At 37.4% G+C, this 22,552-nt stretch carries 20 protein-coding genes; 13 read left to right on the forward strand and 7 right to left on the reverse strand.

Features of this window, described 5'->3' with window-relative positions; all coding sequences use genetic code 11:
• Nucleotides 1-55: 55 nt before the first annotated feature.
• Both H6G44_RS05745 and argS read left to right on the forward strand, forming a co-directional pair.
• The gene (locus H6G44_RS05745; RefSeq protein ID WP_190387435.1) at nucleotides 56-499 is read left to right on the forward strand and encodes a DUF29 domain-containing protein; all 444 of its coding nucleotides are present in this window, start codon (nucleotides 56-58) and stop codon (nucleotides 497-499) included.
• 12 nt (nucleotides 500-511) lie between these two features.
• Nucleotides 512-2,302: an arginine--tRNA ligase gene (gene argS, locus H6G44_RS05750; protein ID WP_190387436.1), complete on the forward strand. Its 1,791-nt coding sequence runs from the start codon at nucleotides 512-514 to the stop codon at nucleotides 2,300-2,302.
• A gap of 394 nt (nucleotides 2,303-2,696) precedes the next feature.
• Here argS and H6G44_RS05755 read toward each other — a convergent pair whose 3' ends face one another.
• Together H6G44_RS05755 and H6G44_RS05760 are read right to left on the reverse strand one after the other, a co-directional pair.
• On the reverse strand, nucleotides 2,697-3,257 hold the full coding sequence (locus H6G44_RS05755) for a DUF4276 family protein (protein ID WP_190387437.1): 561 nt from the start codon (nucleotides 3,255-3,257) through the stop codon (nucleotides 2,697-2,699).
• Nucleotides 3,254-4,441: an AAA family ATPase gene (locus H6G44_RS05760; protein WP_190387438.1), complete on the reverse strand. Its 1,188-nt coding sequence runs from the start codon at nucleotides 4,439-4,441 to the stop codon at nucleotides 3,254-3,256. The genes H6G44_RS05755 and H6G44_RS05760 overlap by 4 nt, the downstream gene beginning before the upstream one ends.
• A gap of 508 nt (nucleotides 4,442-4,949) precedes the next feature.
• Here H6G44_RS05760 and H6G44_RS05765 point away from each other — a divergent pair.
• Nucleotides 4,950-5,882 carry a cobalamin-binding protein gene (locus H6G44_RS05765; RefSeq protein WP_190387439.1) on the forward strand — a complete coding sequence of 311 codons (933 nt, stop codon included), beginning with the start codon at nucleotides 4,950-4,952 and terminating at the stop codon, nucleotides 5,880-5,882.
• A 61-nt stretch (nucleotides 5,883-5,943) separates the two neighbouring features.
• Here the strand turns inward: H6G44_RS05765 and H6G44_RS05770 are convergent, their stop codons facing one another.
• On the reverse strand, nucleotides 5,944-7,458 hold the full coding sequence (locus H6G44_RS05770; RefSeq protein ID WP_190387440.1) for a phenylacetate--CoA ligase family protein: 1,515 nt from the start codon (nucleotides 7,456-7,458) through the stop codon (nucleotides 5,944-5,946).
• Nucleotides 7,459-7,646: 188 nt separating this feature from the next.
• On the opposite strand from H6G44_RS05770, the gene H6G44_RS05775 reads away from it, so the two are divergent.
• The 4 genes from H6G44_RS05775 to H6G44_RS05790 all read left to right on the forward strand — a co-directional run bounded on the left by H6G44_RS05775 (nucleotide 7,647) and on the right by H6G44_RS05790 (nucleotide 13,859).
• A complete protein-coding gene (locus tag H6G44_RS05775; RefSeq protein ID WP_190387441.1) occupies nucleotides 7,647-9,356 on the forward strand; it encodes a serine/threonine-protein kinase in 1,710 nt (569 codons plus the stop codon).
• 45 nt (nucleotides 9,357-9,401) lie between these two features.
• Entirely contained in the window at nucleotides 9,402-11,492 is a 2,091-nt protein-coding gene (locus tag H6G44_RS05780; protein ID WP_190387442.1) for a serine/threonine-protein kinase, read from the forward strand.
• Between the two features lie 70 nt (nucleotides 11,493-11,562).
• A complete protein-coding gene (locus H6G44_RS05785) occupies nucleotides 11,563-12,366 on the forward strand; it encodes an ABC transporter ATP-binding protein (protein WP_190387443.1) in 804 nt (267 codons plus the stop codon).
• A gap of 50 nt (nucleotides 12,367-12,416) precedes the next feature.
• The gene (locus H6G44_RS05790; protein WP_190387444.1) at nucleotides 12,417-13,859 is read left to right on the forward strand and encodes an MlaD family protein; all 1,443 of its coding nucleotides are present in this window, start codon (nucleotides 12,417-12,419) and stop codon (nucleotides 13,857-13,859) included.
• Between the two features lie 21 nt (nucleotides 13,860-13,880).
• Here the strand turns inward: H6G44_RS05790 and H6G44_RS05795 are convergent, their stop codons facing one another.
• The gene (locus H6G44_RS05795) at nucleotides 13,881-14,177 is read right to left on the reverse strand and encodes a DUF3288 family protein (RefSeq protein ID WP_190387445.1); all 297 of its coding nucleotides are present in this window, start codon (nucleotides 14,175-14,177) and stop codon (nucleotides 13,881-13,883) included.
• Between the two features lie 242 nt (nucleotides 14,178-14,419).
• Here H6G44_RS05795 and H6G44_RS05800 point away from each other — a divergent pair, with 242 nt between their 5' ends.
• The gene (locus tag H6G44_RS05800) at nucleotides 14,420-16,870 is read left to right on the forward strand and encodes an ATP-dependent Clp protease ATP-binding subunit (RefSeq protein WP_190387446.1); all 2,451 of its coding nucleotides are present in this window, start codon (nucleotides 14,420-14,422) and stop codon (nucleotides 16,868-16,870) included.
• 557 nt (nucleotides 16,871-17,427) lie between these two features.
• Here the strand turns inward: H6G44_RS05800 and H6G44_RS05805 are convergent.
• Together H6G44_RS05805 and H6G44_RS05810 are read right to left on the reverse strand one after the other, a co-directional pair.
• A complete protein-coding gene (locus H6G44_RS05805) occupies nucleotides 17,428-18,405 on the reverse strand; it encodes an SUMF1/EgtB/PvdO family nonheme iron enzyme (RefSeq protein WP_190387447.1) in 978 nt (325 codons plus the stop codon).
• 3 nt (nucleotides 18,406-18,408) lie between these two features.
• The gene (locus H6G44_RS05810) at nucleotides 18,409-19,092 is read right to left on the reverse strand and encodes a hypothetical protein (protein WP_190387448.1); all 684 of its coding nucleotides are present in this window, start codon (nucleotides 19,090-19,092) and stop codon (nucleotides 18,409-18,411) included.
• A gap of 211 nt (nucleotides 19,093-19,303) precedes the next feature.
• Between H6G44_RS05810 and H6G44_RS05815 the strand changes: the two genes are divergently transcribed.
• Nucleotides 19,304-19,564, forward strand: a complete 261-nt coding sequence (locus tag H6G44_RS05815) for a hypothetical protein (protein WP_137908833.1) — start codon at nucleotides 19,304-19,306, stop codon at nucleotides 19,562-19,564.
• Nucleotides 19,561-20,016 carry a type II toxin-antitoxin system VapC family toxin gene (locus H6G44_RS05820; RefSeq protein ID WP_190387449.1) on the forward strand — a complete coding sequence of 152 codons (456 nt, stop codon included), beginning with the start codon at nucleotides 19,561-19,563 and terminating at the stop codon, nucleotides 20,014-20,016. Before H6G44_RS05815 ends, H6G44_RS05820 begins: the two co-directional genes overlap by 4 nt.
• A gap of 61 nt (nucleotides 20,017-20,077) precedes the next feature.
• Here H6G44_RS05820 and H6G44_RS05825 read toward each other — a convergent pair whose 3' ends face one another.
• Entirely contained in the window at nucleotides 20,078-20,485 is a 408-nt protein-coding gene (locus H6G44_RS05825; protein WP_190387450.1) for a universal stress protein, read from the reverse strand.
• Nucleotides 20,486-20,573: 88 nt separating this feature from the next.
• Between H6G44_RS05825 and H6G44_RS05830 the strand changes: the two genes are divergently transcribed.
• The 3 genes from H6G44_RS05830 to H6G44_RS05840 all read left to right on the forward strand — a co-directional run bounded on the left by H6G44_RS05830 (nucleotide 20,574) and on the right by H6G44_RS05840 (nucleotide 22,445).
• Entirely contained in the window at nucleotides 20,574-21,776 is a 1,203-nt protein-coding gene (locus tag H6G44_RS05830; protein WP_190387451.1) for a phosphoglycerate kinase, read from the forward strand.
• 115 nt (nucleotides 21,777-21,891) lie between these two features.
• Nucleotides 21,892-22,107, forward strand: a complete 216-nt coding sequence (locus H6G44_RS05835) for a hypothetical protein (protein WP_015080711.1) — start codon at nucleotides 21,892-21,894, stop codon at nucleotides 22,105-22,107.
• Nucleotides 22,098-22,445, forward strand: coding sequence for a type II toxin-antitoxin system PemK/MazF family toxin (locus H6G44_RS05840; protein WP_190387452.1), 348 nt, complete (start codon nucleotides 22,098-22,100; stop codon nucleotides 22,443-22,445). The genes H6G44_RS05835 and H6G44_RS05840 overlap by 10 nt, the downstream gene beginning before the upstream one ends.
• The last annotated feature ends 107 nt before the right edge of the window (nucleotides 22,446-22,552 follow it).

A 22,552-nucleotide genomic window follows, 5' to 3' on the forward strand; every position in this document is an offset into this window, starting at 1 on the left:
ACCAAGTTAGATGATTAATAAGTAAATCTCCCAAAAAATACTAGAGAATAAAACTATGACATCATCTCTTTATGACACCGATTACAACCAATGGACACAAGATACTATCCAACAAATCCAAAACCGTGATTTTGAAAGCATAGATTGGGATAGCTTAATCGAAGAACTAGAAATTATGGGTAAAAACGACAAACGCGCCCTAATTAGTCTTTTAACCCGTGTTCTAGAACATCTCCTCAAATTGTCTTACTGGGAATCTGAAAACACAAGATCCGGTAATCACTGGGCTGCGGAAATTGTTAACTTTCGCGCCCAAATTCAAGGACGTTTGGAAGATAGTCCTAGTCTTAATTCTCAATTACAAACGTTCTACGAAAAAGCTCATCCCGTCGCTATTAAATCCGTTTCTAAGTTATGTCCACTTCCCCCAGATGCTCAGATTAGCCTCTCGCAAGCCCTAGATGACAACTGGTTTCCTAATGATATCTCAAATGATTAAACATCTTACATAATGAACGCTACACAAGAACAACTAAAACTCAAATTAACACAGGCTTTAGTAGCTGCTTTTGGTGCTGATTATACCAATACAGATCCAATTTTGGTTTCCGCAAGTAATCCTAAATTTGGTGACTATCAAGCTAATGTGGCTTTATCCTTGAGTAAAAAGTTAGGAAAGCCACCCAGAATTATCGCTGGGGAAATTGTCAATAAACTAGATGTATCTGATATTTGTGAACCTCCAGAAATTGCTGGACCCGGTTTTATTAACCTCAAATTACAAACATCTTATTTAGAAGCACAACTTAACGCCATTCAATTAGATTCTAGATTGGGAATACCTAAAGCGACAATTCCCCAAAAGCAAATTGTGGATTTTTCCAGTCCCAATATTGCTAAAGAAATGCACGTTGGACATTTACGTTCTACTATTATTGGTGATTCTATTGCCCGGATTTTAGAATTTTGTGGTCATGATGTTTTGCGGTTAAATCATGTTGGTGATTGGGGTACACAATTTGGGATGTTAATTACTCATCTTGTTGATTGTTATCCCGATCTACAGGGTATTATGTTTATGGAAACTCCTCTAGGCAACTATTTACTTGGTGATGTAAATATAGGAGACTTGGTTGAGTTCTATAGAGAGTCTAAGAAGAAATTTGATAACGATGAAGAATTTCGAGAAAGATCCCGAAAAGCAGTAGTAAGCCTACAATCCGGGGATAAATTCACAAAAGACGCATGGGATCTTCTTTGTGAGGCTTCTCGAAAGGAATTTAAAATCATTTATGATTTACTGAATATCAAATTAATAGAAAGAGGTGAATCTTTTTATAATCCTTTATTACCAAAAGTTGTTAAAGATTTAGCAGCAACAGGATTGTTAGAAGAAAGTCAAGGGGCAAAATGTGTTTTCTTAGATGGTTTTACAAATAGAGAAGGTAATCCTTTACCCTTAATTGTCCAAAAATCAGACGGTGGTTATAACTACGCAACCACAGATTTAGCAGCCTTACGTTATCGGATTCAAGAAGATAAAGCCAAGCGGATTGTTTATGTAACAGACGAAGGACAATCTAACCATTTTTCCCAATTTTTCCAAGTAGCAAAAAAAGCAAATTGGATTCCTAATGATGTGGAATTAGTTCATGTTCCTTTTGGGTTAGTATTAGGAGAAGATGGAAAAAAATTCAAAACTCGTTCTGGGGACACTGTGCGGTTACGAGATTTATTAGATGAAGCTATTAACCGCGCTCGTGCAGACATAGAAAAGAGATTACAAGAAGACGGACGCACAGAAACAGAAGAATTTATTCAAAATGTCGCGGAAGTTGTGGGAATTAGTGCTGTTAAATATGCAGATTTGAGCCAAAATCGCACCAGCAGTTATGTCTTTAGTTATGATAAAATGTTATCTCTAAAAGGCAATACAGCGCCTTATCTTCTCTATGCTTATGTGAGGATTCAAGGTATTAGTCGTCAAGGTAATATTGATTTTGCAAACTTGGGAATAAATCGTCAAATCTTACTAAAAGAAGATGCAGAATTAACTTTAGGTAAACATCTTCTGCAACTTGATGAAGTAATTAAAGAAGTTGAGCAGGATTTATTACCAAATCGTTTGTGTGATTATTTGTATCAACTCAGCGATAAGTTTAACAAATTTTATGAAAATTGCCCTGTTCTCAAATCAGAAGAACCTGCAAGAACTTCACGGTTAATGTTATGTGATTTAACTGCAAAAACTCTCAAGTTGGGATTATCTTTATTAGGAATTAAGGTATTAGAAAGAATGTAAATAGAAGCAGCGATAGGGGTTTAGCAGTGCTAAATCCTGACATAATATTAAACATATTCAATTATTAAATATTCCGAAGTTCAAATTTGTCTAGGAGGAATTTTCAAACCCACAGGATAATTGAATATGTCAAGTTTTGTAACCACCCCGAAAAGGTCGAAAAATCGAATTAGAGTTTTTATTAACCACCCCTAAATCAATTCTTGTTCTGTTTACAGAAGTTCCCCTTACAATAGAATAGGGTAAGTTTTGCAGAGGATATTAAAGCATTTGCAATCAAGAAATAGTGATCTAATTTGAAATTATAAATCACTATCAACTTTTGAAACACCCTCTTAATAGTAGATAAGTTTGTATCTCATAACACTTGGAAGTTCTGTACAATATAAAAGCTTCAAGAGTGAATAATTTTTTTGATTGAATTAATAAAATGATAAAAACTGCGGGAGCGATCATTTTCAATGTTCAAATAAGGTGCTATTATTGGTGAACCGTTGATTTTCTGGTATTCAGGTACAAGGGATTTTAATTCTTTAGATGGATTTTCAAGATGATCAGGATTTCGGAATTTATTTTTATTTTGTAGTGATGAAATATTGTTTTTATTATAAGCTTTTTCTACCGCTGCTAAATCAGCAAGATACCAGCTTTCCAATTCACGACAAGCAATACGCACAATAGATTGACATTTATTTGCTGTTTCGCATTTTTGTTGAAGATTTGTTTTAATAACTTGACAATCTCCAGAATCTTGATCACGCAAAATTATAAATTTTGCATGAGGATTGTTATATCCTTGAAGTTTTCGTATTATCTGCTTTTCCATATCTTGTTTACCTTCAAAAACAATATAGCGAACAACTATATCTTTTATTTCTACAATAATCTTAGGTAAAATACCTTCAATCATTGCTTTTGCAGATGGTTCTTCTAGCAAGAAAACAAGCTCTATCATAGCGGGTCTGCTCCCTCAAAAAAACCCTGTCTCCATAAATAACCAAGTTTATCACCTTCATTCATGTAAGTTGTGATTTGTTCATCATCACTCGCTCGTTTAACTACTGTATAACCTCTTTCTTTTTGTAGCCAAAATACCTCTTCTAGTTCGCAACCATTTAAAAAATCAGGGGAATGAGTGGAGACAAAAACTTGACCTCCCTTACGTGCATATTCTCGAAATTCTTCTGCAAGTTCGTAAAGAAGTTTGGGGTAAAGTTGATTTTCTGGTTCTTCCACACATAGCAAAGGATGAGGTTTTGGGTCATACAAAAGCACTAAATAAGCAAACATTTTGATAGTTCCATCAGAAACATATCGGGCTAAAAAAGGATCATGAAAATCACCATCTTTAAACCGCAGCAATACCCGTCCTTCCTCGGTAATTTTAGAATCAACTTCGCTAATACCTGGAACTCTCTGTTTTAGTTTTTTAATAATTTTCTGGAAAATATCAGAATGTCTTTTATAGAGAAATTCCGTCACCATTGCCAAGTTTTCACCCTCTTTGGAAAGATGTTCTGCATAACTAGATTCCCGTTCTGGTCGCGCTTGTTGAATATGAAAATCGGAAATATGCCAATTTTCAAGTAAATCACCAATTGCTTTACTTGCAGGGAATTTTTCAAATTGTGCTAAACCTTTTAATGCTAAAATATCTGGTGATTTTAACTCGTGGTCTTCTCGTTTTAATTCTTTTTCATCTATAACCTGATCAGGTTCATTAATAACAGCTTGTCCTTTACCTTTGGAAAAATCAATAAACCTCCAGGGCTGACCTTTACTCCCTCTTCGGTATTGAAGAATCTCTCTTTCTATGATAGGACGACCATCTTCTTCATTGATTTTCAAAGAATAAGTAATTAAGGGTGATTTATCAGTTAGACGAAATTTTAATTCAATTTCTATGGGTCCGGTTGAATTGCGGCTTTTTACTTCCTGAAATCCTCGACCTCCTCCTAATCTCGTGAGAGCAACATGAACATTATCGGTTAAAGCATCTTTGAGAAAACTGAACACATTAAAAAGTGTGGTTTTACCAGTACCATTTGCACCGACAAAAACGCACATTTTAGGAATTTTTTTAATTTCCACATTTTTGAAAGCTTTAAAGTTTTTTAAGTGGATACTTTCGATTTTCATGACTCACCATTAAACGATTTTCTGAATAGTAATATTTTCTTTGCCCATTTTATTTAATTATCACCAAATTACTACACCAAAATATTATTTGTTTCCACAGAGAACGCAAACCCACGGGATACTTAAATATATAAGTCTATTTTAACATATCCCCTCCTCAACAAGTCGGGGATATAAAACTAATTATCTACTTTTATTGCTGTTTTCGGTACAGATACAAGAGTAAATACGGTTAAGATAGGTAATACAGCTACTTTCAAAATTTGACCTGTCTTCATAGACCCACCGATTATCGCTTATATTTTAATCATAATGTAACTGCGTATTCGTGTCTAGAATAAAATTTTGTAGCCTTGCGTCTTAGCAGAAAACATAAATACTAACATCCTTAAGATAGATACCCACCCTCAGAAAATATGCAACAATAAAAGTAGAAGCGTCTGTTAAAAAACTTAACACCATTTTCTATTTTTAACTCCTGAATTCCTACTACCAGGGGGGTGAGACTATGATTGATACGAGTAACGATATAAGAATTGTTTCTTTAATTCCAAGCGCTACGGAAATTGTTGCTAAACTGGGTTTATCTGATGCTATAGTGGGCAGGTCTCATGAATGTGACTATCCTCCAGAGGTAATTAACCTCCCAGTTTGTACCCAAGCGCGATTGAATGGCCACGCTAAAAGCGGTTCTATTGACAAGGAAATCAATGATATATTACAATCTGCCTTGAGTATCCACGAAATCAACGTTGATGTTTTAGAGAAACTCCATCCTACCCACATTATCACCCAAGATCAATGTAACATCTGTTCTGTAAGTTTACTGGACGTAGAAAAAGCAGTTGCCCAACTTACCCACAGTTCACCGCAAATAATTTCCTTACAGCCTAACACATTAGAAGATCTTTGGAGCGATATTGAACGAGTTAGTCACACATTTGGGGTAGATTCAGTAGAAATACTGGAAAATCTAGAAGCCCGTGTCAGAATTTGTAAGCGCAAACTGCAAGGGCTACCTGTGACCGAAATGCCTAAAGTGGCTTGTATTGAATGGACTGAACCTTTGATGACTGCTGCAAATTGGGTTCCCGAATTAATCCACTTAGCAGGGGGACAACCATTATTTAGTCTCATGGGTGGACCTGCTACTCTTGTCAAATGGGAAGCACTAATAGCCAGTAACCCAGATGTGATTATTTTCATGCCCTGTGGCTTTGATTTAAATCGGACTCAGTTAGAGGCCGACATATTAACTCAACGTCCAGAATGGAAAAAACTTCATGCAGCTCAAACTGGGAGGGTTTTCATTACTGATGGTAATGCTTATTTTAACCGTCCTGGTCCGCGATTGGTGGATTCTTTGGAGATTTTAGCAGAAATATTGCATCCTGACATCTTCGACTATGGTTATAAAGGTACTGGTTGGCAACCTTTATAACAAGTAAGCAAATAACATGATTTTAGATAGGTAAGAGGTTTCTGAAATTGGGAATTCTTGCCTATTTGCTAATGTTATTCCGCGTGTATCTGTGCTTGACACCCACAGGAAAATATTCAATATCACCAGCAGATTTTAATTCTACTACAGGGGTTTGATATTGTGGGGAAACATAATTAGCAAATTCACTATTAAGACGCAATAATTGAGTGAGAATAGCAGCAGTTATAGATAATCTTTTCTCCTCTTTATCTTCTATTCCTGGGGCTAATTCTACCACCACAGATAAAAAGCGGTTTTTGTCTAGGTCTTCCTTGACCTGTAATACAAATTTACCCGTTACCCATTCTCTAATGATTGGTTGTTCTAATCCTACTGTCACATTTTCTGGATAAATATTTGCACCAAAATAGGAAACTGTAAAGTTAGAACGTCCGAAAACATAGACAAAAGGTAATTGATGAATTCCGCGATAATTTTGTAATTTGGTCAAAGGATTAAAATCCCAAGCTGCTAAAAATTCTAGCATTTCTGCATAGGTAATTAATCCCCCATGATCAAGAATACTATATCTAATTAAAGGAACACCATTATTACCAGAAAATAATAAATTTCCATTTTCAACTTCAAAGAAACGACTGCTAGGATCATACTGAACTAAAGTAGGTAAACGCGACTCACCAAATAATGCTTTAGCTGCTTCAGGAGTATCTGCTAAAAACCGCCGAATACAAATACTTAAAGGGGTTTCGTTACCTAAAACTCCCGCGTCTGCTGTTCCATACAAAGAAGCAAAATCATCACAGGGATTTTCAGAACCGATTCTTTCTGCTACTAGATTTCGCCATTCTTCACTAAATACTTCTCCGGCCATTACCAATTTAATATTATATTGTTTCCATGGCATTTTTTGAGCAAGACCAGTATCAATAACATCTTTTAAAAACGGTGGATATCCTAATAATACAACTTGCTGAAATTTACCTCCTAATTCCTGGACAATTCGCAAAATTTCCAGTTTATTATTACCGGGAGTAATGACAGTAATGGGATAACCTTTAGCAGCTAAATGACGACAACAATTAGCAGTAAACATTCCTCCTACCCAAGTTCCCAAGGCAAAACAAATTACTGCTAAAGTAGGTTGAGAATCTGCATGAAAACTATCATGAAAAATTTGCTCAAAGCGGGTAGCTATTTGTAATTCGTCAGTGAAGAAACGCGGCCAAAATGTGGATTTTCCAGTAGAACCAGAGGAAGCAGCTATAAAATCACAGTTTTCTAATTTCCCATGATAACATAATTCAGATATAGGGTATTTTGATATATAATTCTCTTTATTAATTTTCGGTAATTTCTGGAAATCTGCTAAAGTTTGAATAGTATCTGAATTGATTCCAGCAGTTGTTAAAAATTCTTGATATGCAGGTACATTAGCAGCAACATTTTGAAATAAATTTATAATCGTTGCTTCTATCTGATCATGGTCGTAGTGTTGGAGTTTCTGCTCTAGAGGAACAGATATAAAATTGCTAAGTTCTTGAATTGTTTGTTGGGTTTGTAATTGCGGCTTCATAATTTTATATATAAACATATCTGAGTATATCAGAAAATAATACAGGAATCAGAAATTTAATTGAGGACTTACGCAAAATATTCGTCAAACCTTCATTTTTCTGTGTTCTCTGGGATTGATAAAAATTTGCGTAAATCGTTTTGGAACTATTGTATAACTTAATTAGCCCTAATTTATCTCCTAGCATTATGCAAGTATATTGCAGTCAACAGCACATCAATAATGATAATCATCACTTTTGTATTCATTGCGGTGAAGCATTACCTTTAACTGCGGGACAAGTTATTGATCATCGTTATGAAATTGCGCGTATACTGGGGCAAGGTGGTTTTGGACGCAGTTATTTAGCGATTGATAGGCAAAAGTCCCGTAAAACCTGCGTTTTAAAGGAATTTGCACCCCAAGTTGTCAAACCCCAGGATTTACAAAAGGCCAAGGAACTATTTCAACGAGAAGCAAGTGTTCTGGAAAAAATTCAACATCGGCAAATTCCGCATTTTCACTCTTCTTTTCAAGCTAAAATTGGTACTAAGGATTTTTTCTTTCTGGTACAAGATTATATTGAGGGTGATAATTATGACCAATTATTAACACAGCGTCAAAATCAGGGAAAGTCTTTTAGTGAGGAAGAAGTTATTAATTTACTGCACAATATTCTCCCTGTGCTGACTTATATTCACGGTTTAGATATAGTTCACCGTGATATTTCTCCAGATAATTTGATTTTAAGTCAAAGTGACAATTTACCCGTGTTGATTGATTTTGGGGGTGTTAAACAGTTACCAGCTGATCAGGGTTTTTGGCGGACGCAACTGGCAGGAAATGGAACATTATTAGGTAAAAAAGGCTACGCGCCAGAAGAACAGTTACTTCAGGGTAAAGTGTATAAAAGTAGTGATTTTTATTCTTTAGCGGTGACGGCTTTAGTTTTAATTACGGGGAAACAACCAAATTTACTTTATAATAGCTACAATGGCGTTTGGCTTTGGGGTCAGGAAATTAAGGTTAGTCCCAAGTTAGAGGCTGTGTTACGTAAAATGTTAGCGTATAAGCCCAGCGATCGCTATCAAAAAGCCGAACAAATTATTAAAGATTTACCTAGACCATCTATTTCACCTAGTAGACCACAAACTATGCAAACCCCTAGCAATAATCCCAATCCCTATATTACTAAGTTGAGAACAGAGGTGGTAGCACCAGGTATAAAACGCGCCCGTAATCTTGGGAATGGTGTCCACAACAAGACGACATTATTTGTACAGCAAATACCGATGCCAGTATGGTTGCGTCCTTTTACTGTTAGCTTTATTATGACTACGGGAATGTTGTTAACAGGTGCAGGTATGTTCGCTTTAGGAAATTTTGCAGTGAAGGGGATAACATCAATCACAGTTCCTCAAATCGAAGTTCCCAAAATTCCATCTATTAATCATCCTGGGGGTAATAAAAATAACAACCGTAGTATTCAACAGGTTTTTAGTCGTGTACAACAGCTAGGAATTTCTTCGGTATTTTTTACGAATACAGTTAATGAAATTTTCTATGCCCAAAAACCAGAATTAAATAAACGTCAGTTAACTGATAAACCTGAAGATACAGCTTTACGGGAACAATGGAATCATCTAGCTGATCAATTGTTAAATAGTTTAGAAAAGGTTAATTTAAGTACAATAGCTAAAAAGAAAATAGGTAGTTATAGTCAACAAGATTCCCAACGCTGGGAACAATTGGCTAAAACTGGAAAATTGGGTAAATATAGATCTTTTCAGGATTTACGTGCAGATACATATCAAACATTTGAACCCTTGTTTCCTGGTCAAAAACGTGGGAAACTAAATCGACAAACTTTTCTACAGATTTGGTATGCGATCGCATCTGATAAAGTAGAGAACAAGTAATTGGTAATAGGTAATTGGCAAAAAGTGACAACGAACAACTGACTAATGAGTAATCTTTATTGTTCTCAAGGGCATCAAAATCCTTCTGGTAGTAGGTTTTGTCTCCAATGTGGAGAGAAAATTACTGATATATCGACAGCGGTAAATCAGGGTATTCAACCAGGACAAACTTTAGGTGATCGTTATGTTATTATTCGGCAAATTGGTCAAGGAGGATTTGGCCGGACTTATTTAGCAGAAGATATTAACCGCTTTCGAGAAGCTTGTGTTTTAAAAGAATTTTTTCCCCAAGTACAAACTCCCTATATAGTCCAAAAAGCAGAAGAACTATTTCAGCGAGAAGCAAGTGTTCTTTATAAATTACAACATCCTCAAATTCCGCGATTTCGGGAACTATTACGTATCAATTTCCAAAGTAAAGAAAGTCTGTTTTTAGTCCAAGATTATGTAAATGGTGAAACTTATAATTCCTTATTAAATAATCGTCAACAACGGGGTTTAAAATTTACAGAAACAGAAATTCGCCAATTATTACAGCAAATTTTACCAGTTTTGGCATATATTCATGCTCTTGGTGTAATTCATCGTGATATTTCCCCTGATAATTTAATGTTGAGAAATAGTGATCAATTACCTGTGTTAATTGATTTTGGGGGTGTTAAACAGGTAGCTGCAACTGTCGCTTCTCAATATTATCAAACAGGGGCAATTGTCCCTCCTGCCAATGGCACCTTATTAGGAAAAATAGGATTTGCCCCTCCAGAACAAATGCAAACCGGTCTGGTGTCTACCCACAGCGACTTATATGCTTTAGCTTTAGCTGTGACAATGTTAGTTTTACTGACAGGTAAACAACCCCAAGAATTAATTGATACTTATAATCTGAGTTGGGAATGGCGGCGGGAAATTAGCCTAAGTCCTGCATTGGGACAAATCATAGATAAAATGTTATCACCTATTGCCAGCGATCGCTATCAAACAGTCCATCAACTTCTTCAAGCCCTCAACCCCCAATCTACCAGCTATCAGCCAACTCAACCCCCCACGTCTGCAACTGTCACTTTTTCTCCTCCTCAAACCCCAGCCCCCCCACCTGTAATTACTCCCACTCCTCCTCCAGGGATTTGGACGGGAACAAATATCTTTATTGTTACCTTAGCTATTGTTACCAGTGTGGGCTTACTTGTTTGGGGATTTAAACAGCGCGGTTACGACCTAAATGGGATTAACCCAATTACATCTAGTGTCAATTCTACACCCGCAGTTAATTTTTCACCAGAGGAAAAACAACGCCAACAAAAATTGAGCGATAAACGTGAAGAATTAAATATAAATTATCAATTTTATGTTACACTAATAAACCAAGTATTCTGGGAAAAATATCCCTATTTAAAGGAGCGTATTCTTAACGATAGTCCAGAAGATGAAACTTGGCGGGAACAATGGGATCAAATCGCCGACCAAGTCCTAAAAAAGCTATCAGAAATGAGTTCTGAATCCCGTCGTCAACTGGGAAATTATACTTCCTTGACACTGGCAACCTCCATAGCTGAAATTAATAAAATTAACGTTGCTAGTCGTTCTTTATATGATTTGACAGATGTAGCTTTTTTCCGAGAATTTCCCGAACAAGAAGGTCAAAAGTTTATCAGAAAACCCATTGGACAAGTTTGGTATGGATTTGCAAATGATCAAGTAAAAGCCATTCTTTCTGAAGAAGCATCTGCAAAAATAGTTTTTTCTGAAGGTACTACTGGTAAAACAGTAAGTGAAAATCTTCAACCAGGAAAAGGTAAGGTTTTTATTGTTGGACTAACTAAAGAACAAAATATGGAAGTTAAACTAGAAGCAAGCCCAAAAGTTTTACTATCAATTTATTCTCCTTCTGGGAAAATCGCATTTTTAGAAGATTCTCAAAAACGGACTCTATCTAGAATATTACCAGAAACCGGATTTTATGAATTTGTCGTTGTTTCTAAAGCCTCAGAACCATTAGAATATCAATTCACTATCATTGCCGAAAATCCCCCAGAAGTAGAACCAACACCCACAGAAACACCAATAACACCAACAGAGGAACCAACACCAATAGAAGAACCAATACCAACAGAAACACCCACAGATGAGATTGATTAAAAAAGTTTGTTTAAATAAATATATTTGTCATAGTCAGGATTTTTTAGATTTAAGAATTGGAGGTGAAAAAATGATCAATAACCAATTAGAAACCATTGAACCATTAATTGAATTAAAAGGTATTTCTAAAACCTTTGGCAAGAACAGGGTTTTAGATAACGTAGATTTAAAAATATATCGAGGAGAAGCATTAGGGATTATTGGACCTTCAGGAACTGGTAAATCAACAGTTTTACGAATTATAGCCGGGTTATTAAAACCTGACGAAGGAGAAATTTATATTCAAGGAGTCAAAAGACAAGGTTTAATTGAAGATGGTGCTGATCCTGTGGGAATAGGTATGGTATTTCAACAAGCGGCATTATTCGACTCCTTGACAGTAGAAGAAAATATCGGATTTTTACTTTATCAAAATTCCCGATTAAAAAGATCCCATATTCGGGAATTAGTCAACGAAAAATTAGAAATGGTCGGGTTAGCAGATATCAGTCATCTTTACCCGTCAGAACTTTCCGGAGGAATGCGAAAAAGAGTAAGTTTTGCCCGTGCTATTATGTCTAATCCTCAACGTCCTACAGACAATCCAGAAGTTTTATTATACGATGAACCTACAGCCGGATTAGACCCCATTGCCTCAACAGTAATTGAAGACCTAATCCGCAGTTTACAACATACACAAGGAGTCTGTAGCACTTACGCCATTGTCACGCACCAAGAAAGCACTATTCGACGCACATCTGATCAAATAGTATTTCTTTATCAAGGAAAAGTACAATGGCAAGGTACAGCAGTTGCCTTAGATCACACAGAAGAACCTTTAATTAGACAATTTATGAGTGGAAGTGTAAATGGACCCATTCAAGTAGCGGGTTAAGTACCAAATCAAATAAAATTGCTGAGTTGACGCTATCGGTGGAGGAGCAAATGCGAGGTTTAATGAGCAGTTTCACGTCTGCACGTACATGGAGAGAGGGTTCAGTAGGATTGTTACTTCTACTAGGGTTAAGTGCTTTTGGAGTAATTTTACTGTGGTTAAATAAAATCACCCCTGGACAACCTTCCTATAAAGCAATTATTGAATTTACTAATGCTGGAGGAATGCAAAAGGGTTCAGCAGTGCGGTTTCGTGGTGTGAAAATAGGGAGTATCACCACTGTCAAACCTGGAACGAACACAATTGAGGTAGAAATCCAAATTAACTCCTCCAATTTAATCATTCCTAGTAATTCCCTAATTGAAGCTAATCAAAGTGGATTAATTAGCGAAAATATTATTGACATTACGCCACAAAAAGAACTACTGGGAACTGTATCTGCTAAACCTCTAGATAAAGATTGTAACCCCAGCCTAATTATTTGTAATGGTTCTCGCTTAAAAGGTGTAATTGGTATCAGTGCGGATGAACTTATTCGTCAATCAAGTAATTTTGCGGCTCAATATAGTAGCGAAAAGTTCTATAAAAATGTTAATCGCACCTTAGAAACTTCGGCTAATGCGGCTGCTAATATTGCCAATTTGTCCAAGGATTTGCAAGATTTGAGTAAAACCTTCAAAGGACAAATAAATGTATTCTCTGATACAGCAGCTACATTACAACGTTCTACAACCCAGCTAACTGCAACTACAACCAAGACAGCAGATCAATTAGGAACAACAGCTAAAGATTTTAGTGTTACAGCTAAACAGGCCAGCCGCTTACTAACAAACCTAGATAATCTTGTCAGCACTAATCGTTCTTCTTTAGTTGGTACTTTGAATAGTATGACCCAAACCAGTAACCAACTTCGTCAGACAGTTACAAGTTTATCACCCGCGATTAATCGCTTAACCCAAGGGAAATTGTTAGACAACTTAGAAACCCTGTCTGCAAATGCAGCGGAAGCTTCTGCGAATTTAAAAGACGCTTCTAAAACTTTAAATGATCCTAAAAACATTGTTTTACTGCAACAAACTTTAGATGCAGCTAAATCAACCTTTGAAAATACCCAAAAAATTACCGCTGATTTGGATGAATTGACAGGCGATCCGAAGTTCCGCCAAAATATGTTAAGATTGGTAAATGGTCTGAGTAAATTAGTTTCTTCTAGTCAGGAAATACAAGAACAAACCAAGGTAGCTGTAACTTTAGATGCTCTCAAAGCTACTGCTAATTCTCCTCAGGTAGTAATTACCGCACCAGTTCCCAAAAAGCAAGTATTGGTAGTCAAGCAAAGTCCGAACTTAGTTATAAATCCTGAACCGAAAACACTAGAGAAAATAGAGGAAATCCCCCAAACAGTTATAGAAACACCGAATTTATCCCAAGAACAACTCCTGCAACAACTCCGAGATTATCGAGAGCAGGGAAAAATCACAACCGACAACTAACCACTGACCACTGACAACCGACTAATTCCAGTCCTGCTCCTCTTTTTTGCCACGACTTTTGTAAATTCCGCCCTGATTATGGATTTGACGGGTTTTTGCAAATAGTTCGGCTTCTGTTAAACCCCAGCGTTGCAAAACTTGATCTAAGTTAGTTTGAATATCTCGTGCCCCCGGAAAACCTTGATAGCGGACTCTCATTCTAGCCAATTCCGATAAATTATAATCGGTTGCGTCCTGAGCGAGTAAAATATCAATAAGGGGTCTATCTCGGTTGTAGAGTGGATGTTGTTGGTCTTTACCACCAGAAGATTCTATCATAGTTAATGCCAGTACGAAGTTAGCAATCCATCAACAACCCAAGAGCAAAAAATCTTGACCGTTGCTAATTATTTACCATGAACTAAAGAATGACGGCAAGTACGCCCGATCTTACGGCTCTCACTACTGCCATTTAGCCTTAAATAAAGATACATTATCTTTAAGAAAATACAAGAAACTTTAGATGAGGGTGAACTTATATCTCACCCAAAGTCCAAGCAGCACGAGGGAAAGAACCCGCTATGTTTGAACACTTCACTTCCGAAGCCATTAGGGTAATCATGTTAGCTCAGGAGGAAGCACGACGACTGGGACATAACTTTGTAGGAACAGAACAAATTCTCCTGGGTTTAATGGGAGAAGGGACGGGTGTTGCTGCTAAGGTGCTGGCTGAGTTGGGTGTCACCTTAAAAGAAGCACGTCGGGAAGTAGAAAAGATAATTGGCCGGGGTTCTGGGTTTGTCCCACCGGAAATTCCTTTTACTCCCAAGGTAAAAAGTCTGTTTGAGCAATCTTTCCGAGAAGCTCACGGTCTTGGACATAATTACATAAACACTGAACACTTATTATTAGGTTTAACCGAGGCCGGTGAAGGAGTCGCCGCCAAAGTATTGCAAAATCTAGGAGTGGATTTACCAGTTATCCGGGCCACCGTCATGAACCGATTGGGTGAGGATACAGCGGTTGTTACGGGTGGTAGAAGTAATTCCCAGCGTAATCAAAATTTATCCATAGAGGAGTTTGGCAGAAATCTCACTAAGCTGGCTCAGGAGGGCAAATTAGACCCGGTAGTTGGTCGTCAGCGGGAAATAGAAAGAACGGTGCAAATTCTCGGTCGTAGAACCAAAAATAACCCGGTTTTGATTGGTGAACCAGGGGTAGGAAAAACAGCAATTGCTGAAGGTTTGGCGCAACGGATTATCAATCAAGATGTCCCCGAAATTTTATTAAACAAGCAAGTAATTAGCTTGGATATGGGGTCTGTGGTAGCGGGAACTCGTTTCCGGGGTGATTTTGAGGAACGTCTCAAGAAAATCATGGAGGAAGTTCGTACCGCAGGTAATATCATCTTAGTTATTGATGAAATTCATACTTTAGTAGGTGCAGGTGGTACGGAAGGCGGTTTGGATGCAGCTAATATCCTTAAACCAGCTTTAGCACGGGGTGAACTCCAGTGTATTGGTGCTACTACCTTAGATGAATATCGTCAATATATTGAGCGTGATGCAGCTTTAGAAAGACGTTTTCAGCCAATTTTGGTGGGTGAACCATCGGTAGCAGAAACTATTGATATTCTCTATGGTTTACGAGGTGCTTATGAACAACACCATAGAGTCCATATTACTGATGAAGCGGTTATTGCGGCGGCCGAATTGGCAGATCGTTATATCAGCGATCGCTTTCTACCCGACAAAGCAATTGATTTAATTGATGAAGCTGGTTCTCGTGTGCGTTTACGTCACTCCCGCATTAGCAGTAACAAGGAACTGAAACGGGAATTAACCACCGCAACTAAGTCCAAATCTGAAGCTATCAGAGTTCAAGATTTTACTAAAGCTGGTAAGTTACGGATACAAGAATTACAACTTCAAGCCAGACTTGATTTAGAAGAAAATCAGGAAAGTATTAACGCTCCTCTAGTCAATGAAGAAGATATTGCTCAAATTGTCGCTTCTTGGACAGGTGTTCCCGTTAATAAACTGACTGAATCTGAATCTGAGTTACTTTTACACCTTGAAGATACCTTACATACAAGACTGATTGGACAAGAACAAGCAGTTACATCTGTTTCTCGTGCTATTCGTCGCGCCCGTGTTGGTTTAAAAAGTCCTAATCGTCCTATTGCTAGTTTTATCTTTTCTGGTCCCACAGGTGTAGGTAAAACTGAATTAGCTAAAGCTTTAGCTGCTTATTTCTTCGGTGCGGAAGATGCAATGGTACGTTTAGATATGTCCGAATACATGGAAAGCCACAACGTTTCTAAGTTGATTGGTTCACCTCCAGGTTATGTAGGATACAATGAGGGTGGGCAATTAACGGAAGCTGTGCGACGCAAACCCTATACAGTGTTGCTATTTGACGAAATAGAGAAAGCACATCCCGATGTATTCAATATGCTACTGCAAATCTTAGATGACGGTCATCTTACGGATGCGAAAGGCCGGAAAGTTGATTTCAAGAATACATTAATTATCTTGACTTCTAATATTGGTTCTAAGGTAATTGAAAAAGGTGGTAGTAGTTTGGGGTTTGAGTTTGATAACCGCGCAGATGCTAGTTATCATCGGATTCGTAACTTAGTGAATGAGGAACTGAAAGCCTATTTCCGTCCAGAATTTCTTAACCGTGTTGATGATATTATTGTCTTCACTCAACTTAACAAAGATGAGGTTAAGCAAATTGCTGAGATTATGCTGCGTGATGTTGCTGGTCGTCTCAAAGACAAGGATATCGCTTTAGAAGTAACGGAAGCTTTCAAAGAGAAGGTTGTACAGGAAGGCTATGATCCTAGTTATGGTGCTAGACCATTACGCCGCGCCATTGTACGTTTACTAGAAGATTCTCTCGTAGAAGCGATTTTAGCCGGAGAAATAGCTGAGGGAGATAAGGCTATTGTAGATGTAGATGATGATGGTCAGGTAAAGGTCAGAAAGTTGGAAACTCGTGAGTTGTTATTAACTAATGTTGGATAATTCGGAATTTCTACAATATCGGTAATTTATTTGGTGGGTAACTTACTGTTAACCCACCTTTTTTTATGGGGGAACAGGGAACAGAGAATAAATTGATTTGTGCTTCATTAGACTGAAAAACGATATAAATACCCACAAATTTGCGGTTTTCGTAATCAATTCCCAATCTCAAAAAATACACCCTCTATTGACCAGAGGGTTGGGGAGTCGTAATTTTAGGGAACACCAAAAAATTACCCAATTTTGTGAGATAGGCCTCCTACCCGTCCTTGATGATTTGCGGACAAGATGTCCGCACCACAAGAAATTTTTGGGTATTTTTTTTAATTGGAAGTCCCCTATTATCCGCTATTTACGGAAGGGAGGAAAATTTGTTGACAGTTTCAGATTTGTGTGTTATCGTGAATGAAACCAAGGCTGTAAAAGTTTCTATTAAATTAAATAGCTCGAATTTTTCAAAAGTCACAAAATAAAAAAAGATCGCTCCACTCCGTTACGCTTGGCAAGGGTAAAGAAGAAAAGAGCAGAGGGCAAAAGAGCAAGAGTGTAAAGGGCTACTAAGTCCTCGCCGCACCACTACACACAACCCGAAAACCAATAAAGTAGTAGTTGTTGACGAGATGGCTGTAGTTGCGAAAAGCAGAACGGCAAAATCCAGGATTGCCGTTCCACGAACCACCGCGCAGCGGCATAGCGTTTTGATTAGTTTCGCTTATCCATGCACTTCCATCATTAGGCGCACCCTCATAGTTATCATGCCAAGTATCAGCGCACCATTCCCAGACGTTGCCGTGCATATCATATAAACCAAAGGCGTTGGGCTGAAAAGTTCCTACAGGAGTTGTTCTTCCTCGATATTCTCCCTTGGGGGCATTACCATAGGTGTAGTTACCATTATAGTTTACCACATTTGTGGTGATTGTATCACCAAAAGCAAAAGGTTTTGCAGAACCGGCACGACAGGCATATTCCCATTCAGCTTCACTGGGTAAACGGTATTTTTGTCCTGTCTTCTGAGATAGTCTAGCACAAAACTCAACGGCATCATTCCAAGATACTTGTTCTACAGGTAGTTTATCACCTTGGAAGTAAGCAGGACGAGAATTTAATTCTCTAGCAACTGGAGGACAGGAATAAACGACTTTTTCCCATTGTTCTTGAGTAATAGTGTATTTTCCCATGTAGAATGGCTTCACCGTTACATAGTGTTGGGGACGTTCATAATCCTTACTATTTTCCTCTGTTTTTGGTGCGCCCATTAAAAATGTCCCACCAGGAATATAAACCATCCCCAATTTTACACCAAAACCTAAATCTTGGCTAAAAGATTGATTTAAAGATGAATTTGGAGAAGTGATAGGTAATTGATTTAATTCTTCTTGACGTTTTTTGATTTCTTGTTTGATTAACTGAATATTAGTCTCCCACTTATTACGAAGTCCTGGATCATTTTCATTACGTTTGTGATTTTCATAGTCTTTAAGAAGTTGAAAATCTTTTTCTAATTCTTCTTCAAGGTGCTGACGCAAATCCACAATTTACTTTCTCCCTAATTTTTTGATAATAAACTCCCAAGCAGACTTGATATTAAAACCAGTTCCCAATTCTAATTCACCTTCATAATTAATTAAAAAAGGAACAATTGGTAAAGTCACTGTAATTTTATGTCTAGCATCTAATTCAGGAGATTTGATAATTTCGGCAAATTCTGCTTGACTGCTAGAAGGTAAAGAAGGTATGCGTGATTCTAGAACTGCCAACATTTGCAGCATTTCTGACTCAGATACTTGATTAGCTGCTACTGCATTTAACATATTTTCTGTAAAAGCTAATTGAGTCTGATTTAGCTGTTCAATAAAAACTCTCAAAATTGCTTGTTCAGAAACTTGATAACGAAGTAAAAGTGAATCTTGGTTAATAAGAACAATATTTAATTTTGCGTCTATTTGCTGTAATTGGTTTTCTATTATTTGCAGTTGATTTCCTACTACCTGGATTTGGGGTGTAGATATACCAATTAACTGTTGTTCTAATTCTGTATATTCTTGTTTATAATTATCAATAGATTCCTTTTGTCGTTTGATTTCTTGTTGATATCTTCTCAGTGTCCGAGGGTTGTCTTCAACAGTTAAGGCTTCCTCAAATTCTTTCAGTAATTTTTGGTCTTGGGTGATATTATCTAGTAAATCTGTCAATCTTTGTTGGAAAAGCTGGGAAAGCATGAGTTAAATGCCTTAATTTGGGGATTGTTGAGGGTTTACGGAACTTTTCAACCTAGTGTATCATAAATATCCCCTAAATTAGCTATTAGTCATTTCAAACTTTTGCGCTATGCTATCAAATAGATAAATACAGATTATACTTAGGTGATGCACCCTGCCAATATGTAACTTGCGTAGGTTCTACCAGAAATTGTCCAGAGGATAAAATTAAATGTCTAAAAGATTGATTGAGTTAATGACACTAGCGGATACACTTACACCAGATGAACAATTAAGTTTAATATCACACCTAACCCAAAGACTGCAACATTGCGAAATTAAACGTAAACCAAGCCGCAATTTGATGGAATTTGCCGGAATAGCACCCAATTTACTAGGTGGTATGGATGCTCAAGAATATGTTACACGCATGAGACGTGGTGAATTTCCAGATTTAGAACTTGCGAACCAGCAATTGGAAAAACAGAAGTGAGTATTACCAATAATTTACAGGGTGTGAGACGCTTATTTTTGGATACTGCTCCAGTTATTTACTTCGTAGAACAACATCCAAAATACTTTCATCTGTCCCTAGAAGTATTTAAGCAGATTCAAAACACACCTTTAATTGGTGTTGTTTCACCTATTACTTTAGCTGAATGTTTAGTTCAACCCTATCGCTTAAAACAAACGGAATTACAGCAAGAGTTTATAGAGTTAATGACTGAAAATGACAATATTGAATTTGTGGGATTTATTAATGAAACTATAGCAATAGAAGCTGCTCAAATACGCGCTAGATATAATCTACAATTACCTGATGCTTTGCAAATTGCTGTGGCTTTAAACGCAGAATGTGAGGCTTTTCTGACTAATGATCTCACTTTCAAGCGAATTACAGAATTGCGTGTGTTGGTGCTAAATGATTTTAATAATGCTGTGTAAGCAAGAACTTTAGGTGGTGCGCTACATTGTGTAAATCCACATTAACGCACCCGATAGTTAATTAAGGAACAATCAAAACAGGACAGGGAGAAAGATTGATTACTCGCGTAGTAACGCTATCAGTCGAGCCTTCCTCCGTTAAACCTAGTCCTCGACAACCCATAATAATTAAACTGGCCTCAAATTCATCAGCAACATCACAGATAGTAAAAGCTGGTTTACCTTGTCTTTCTAGTAATTCCGCTGTAATTCCTTGTTCAGAAAATAGGTTGCGGGCATTTTCTAGAAGTTGGGCAACTATTTCTGGAGATACCATAGGACTAGTGGTAGGTGCTTCTGCGGTTGGTTCTTCAATAACAGAAAGCAGAATTAAGCGGCTATTATATTTTTGCACGATATTGGCAACTATATCAGCGGCCTCTCTGGCTTCTCGACTTTGATCAATGGGAAATAAAACTGTTTTAAACATATCTCACCTCTGCGCCCCTCACTCCGGTAAAATTTTGATGGTCATATTTTCAAGACAATAACAAAAAAGTAATCAGGAGAGTTGTACTGTGTCTAAAAAAAGTTTAGCAAGTTTATCTGCGGCTGATATATCTGGAAAACGCGCTTTAGTACGGGTTGATTTTAATGTGCCTGTGGATGATCAAGGCAACATTACCGATGATACTCGGATTCGGGCGGCGCTACCAACTATCCAAGATTTGACCCAAAAGGGCGCTAAGGTCATTTTAACAAGCCATTTCGGTCGTCCCAAGGGTGTAGATGAAAAATTGCGTTTAACCCCGGTTGCTAAACGTCTTTCTACGTTGTTGGGACAGGAAGTTATCAAAACTGATGACTGTATTGGTGATGATGTTGCTGCTAAAGTTGCAGCTTTGGACAATGGCCAAGTGCTATTGTTAGAAAATGTCCGCTTTTACAAGGAAGAAGAAAAGAATGACCCGGAATTTGCTCAAAAATTGGCAGCAAACGCTGATTTTTATGTAAATGACGCTTTTGGAACTGCACACCGCGCCCACGCTTCTACTGAGGGTGTAACTAAGTTTTTAAGCCCTTCTGTAGCTGGTTATTTGGTTGAGAAAGAATTGCAATACTTACAAAGTGCCATTGAAGCTCCTCAACGTCCTTTAGCGGCTATTGTCGGCGGTTCTAAGGTTTCTAGCAAAATCGGTGTAATTGAAACTTTGTTAGAAAAATGCGATAAGTTGATCATTGGTGGAGGGATGATTTTCACCTTCTACAAAGCCCGTGGTTTGAGTGTTGGTAAGTCTTTGGTGGAAGAAGATAAACTGGAATTAGCGAAATCTTTGGAAGCAAAAGCTAAAGAACGGGGTGTGGCTTTGTTGCTACCTACAGATGTGGTGTTAGCAGATAAATTTGCTCCTGATGCGGATTCTCAAACCGTCAACATTGATGCAATCCCTGATGGTTGGATGGGTTTAGATATTGGTCCTGATTCTGTAAAGGTTTTCCAAGAGGCTTTGGCTGATTGTAAGACTGTAATTTGGAATGGTCCAATGGGTGTGTTTGAGTTTGATAAATTTGCTGTGGGTACAGAAGCGATCGCTCATACTCTAGCAGATATCAGCAAAACCGGCGCAATTACTATTATCGGTGGTGGTGATTCTGTAGCCGCTGTAGAAAAAGTAGGTTTGGCTGATCAAATGAGCCATATTTCTACTGGTGGTGGTGCTAGTTTGGAGTTGTTGGAAGGTAAGGTTTTACCTGGTATTGCAGCTTTGGATGAAGCGTAAGCTGTTAAATTCCGCTAATTGATAACAAATTGAGTAGGGGTGTAGTTTTGCATTACCTTACTCTTTTTGTTAGCATTTATCTACTAGCATTAGGAAGTTAGCCAAAGGTAAAATTATGGAAACCCAAGAACTGAAAGCCTTGATTAAAGAGATAGTTCAAGAAGTATTACAACAAGAAAAACTAACGCTTTATCATACCTTGTTACCATATATAAATAATACAGAAAATCAAGAATGGAATCAATTTTCTCTTGAACAGGCTATGAGAGGTTTAGAAAATGATCATCTCCCCGAATACACAGAAGCAGATATCATAGAAAAATGGCAATAGTTGGTCAAATTGTTTTATTCAAATTTCCCCAAACGAATCTGGCAATTGGAAAGTTACGCCCAGCACTTCTAATTAAGCCATTAAGTAACGGTTATGATGATTGGCTAGTTTGCATGATTTCCACTAAAATAGGGCAAGAAGTAGCTGGAATTGACGAAATTATTACACCCAATGATCAGGATTTTAAACAAACAGGCTTAAAGTCAGAAAGCGTTTTTAGAGTCTCACGGTTAGCAGTTGTATCAGAAAAGATATTATTGGGAAAAATTGGTGAAATTTCCACAAAAAGATTAGAGCGAATTAAAATCAATCTGGCAACCTGGATTTTAAGTAATTGATTTTAGTCGGTATTTATTGTAATATAGAATAACTCATGTAGTTCGGGAAATATTTTTATTCCGCGCAATTGAAAGATAAAAGATGAGGTTTTAGCTTTGTCATTCAT

This window comes from Aphanizomenon flos-aquae FACHB-1287, from assembly GCF_014698755.1.
Taxonomy (GTDB): domain Bacteria; phylum Cyanobacteriota; class Cyanobacteriia; order Cyanobacteriales; family Nostocaceae; genus Dolichospermum; species Dolichospermum flosaquae.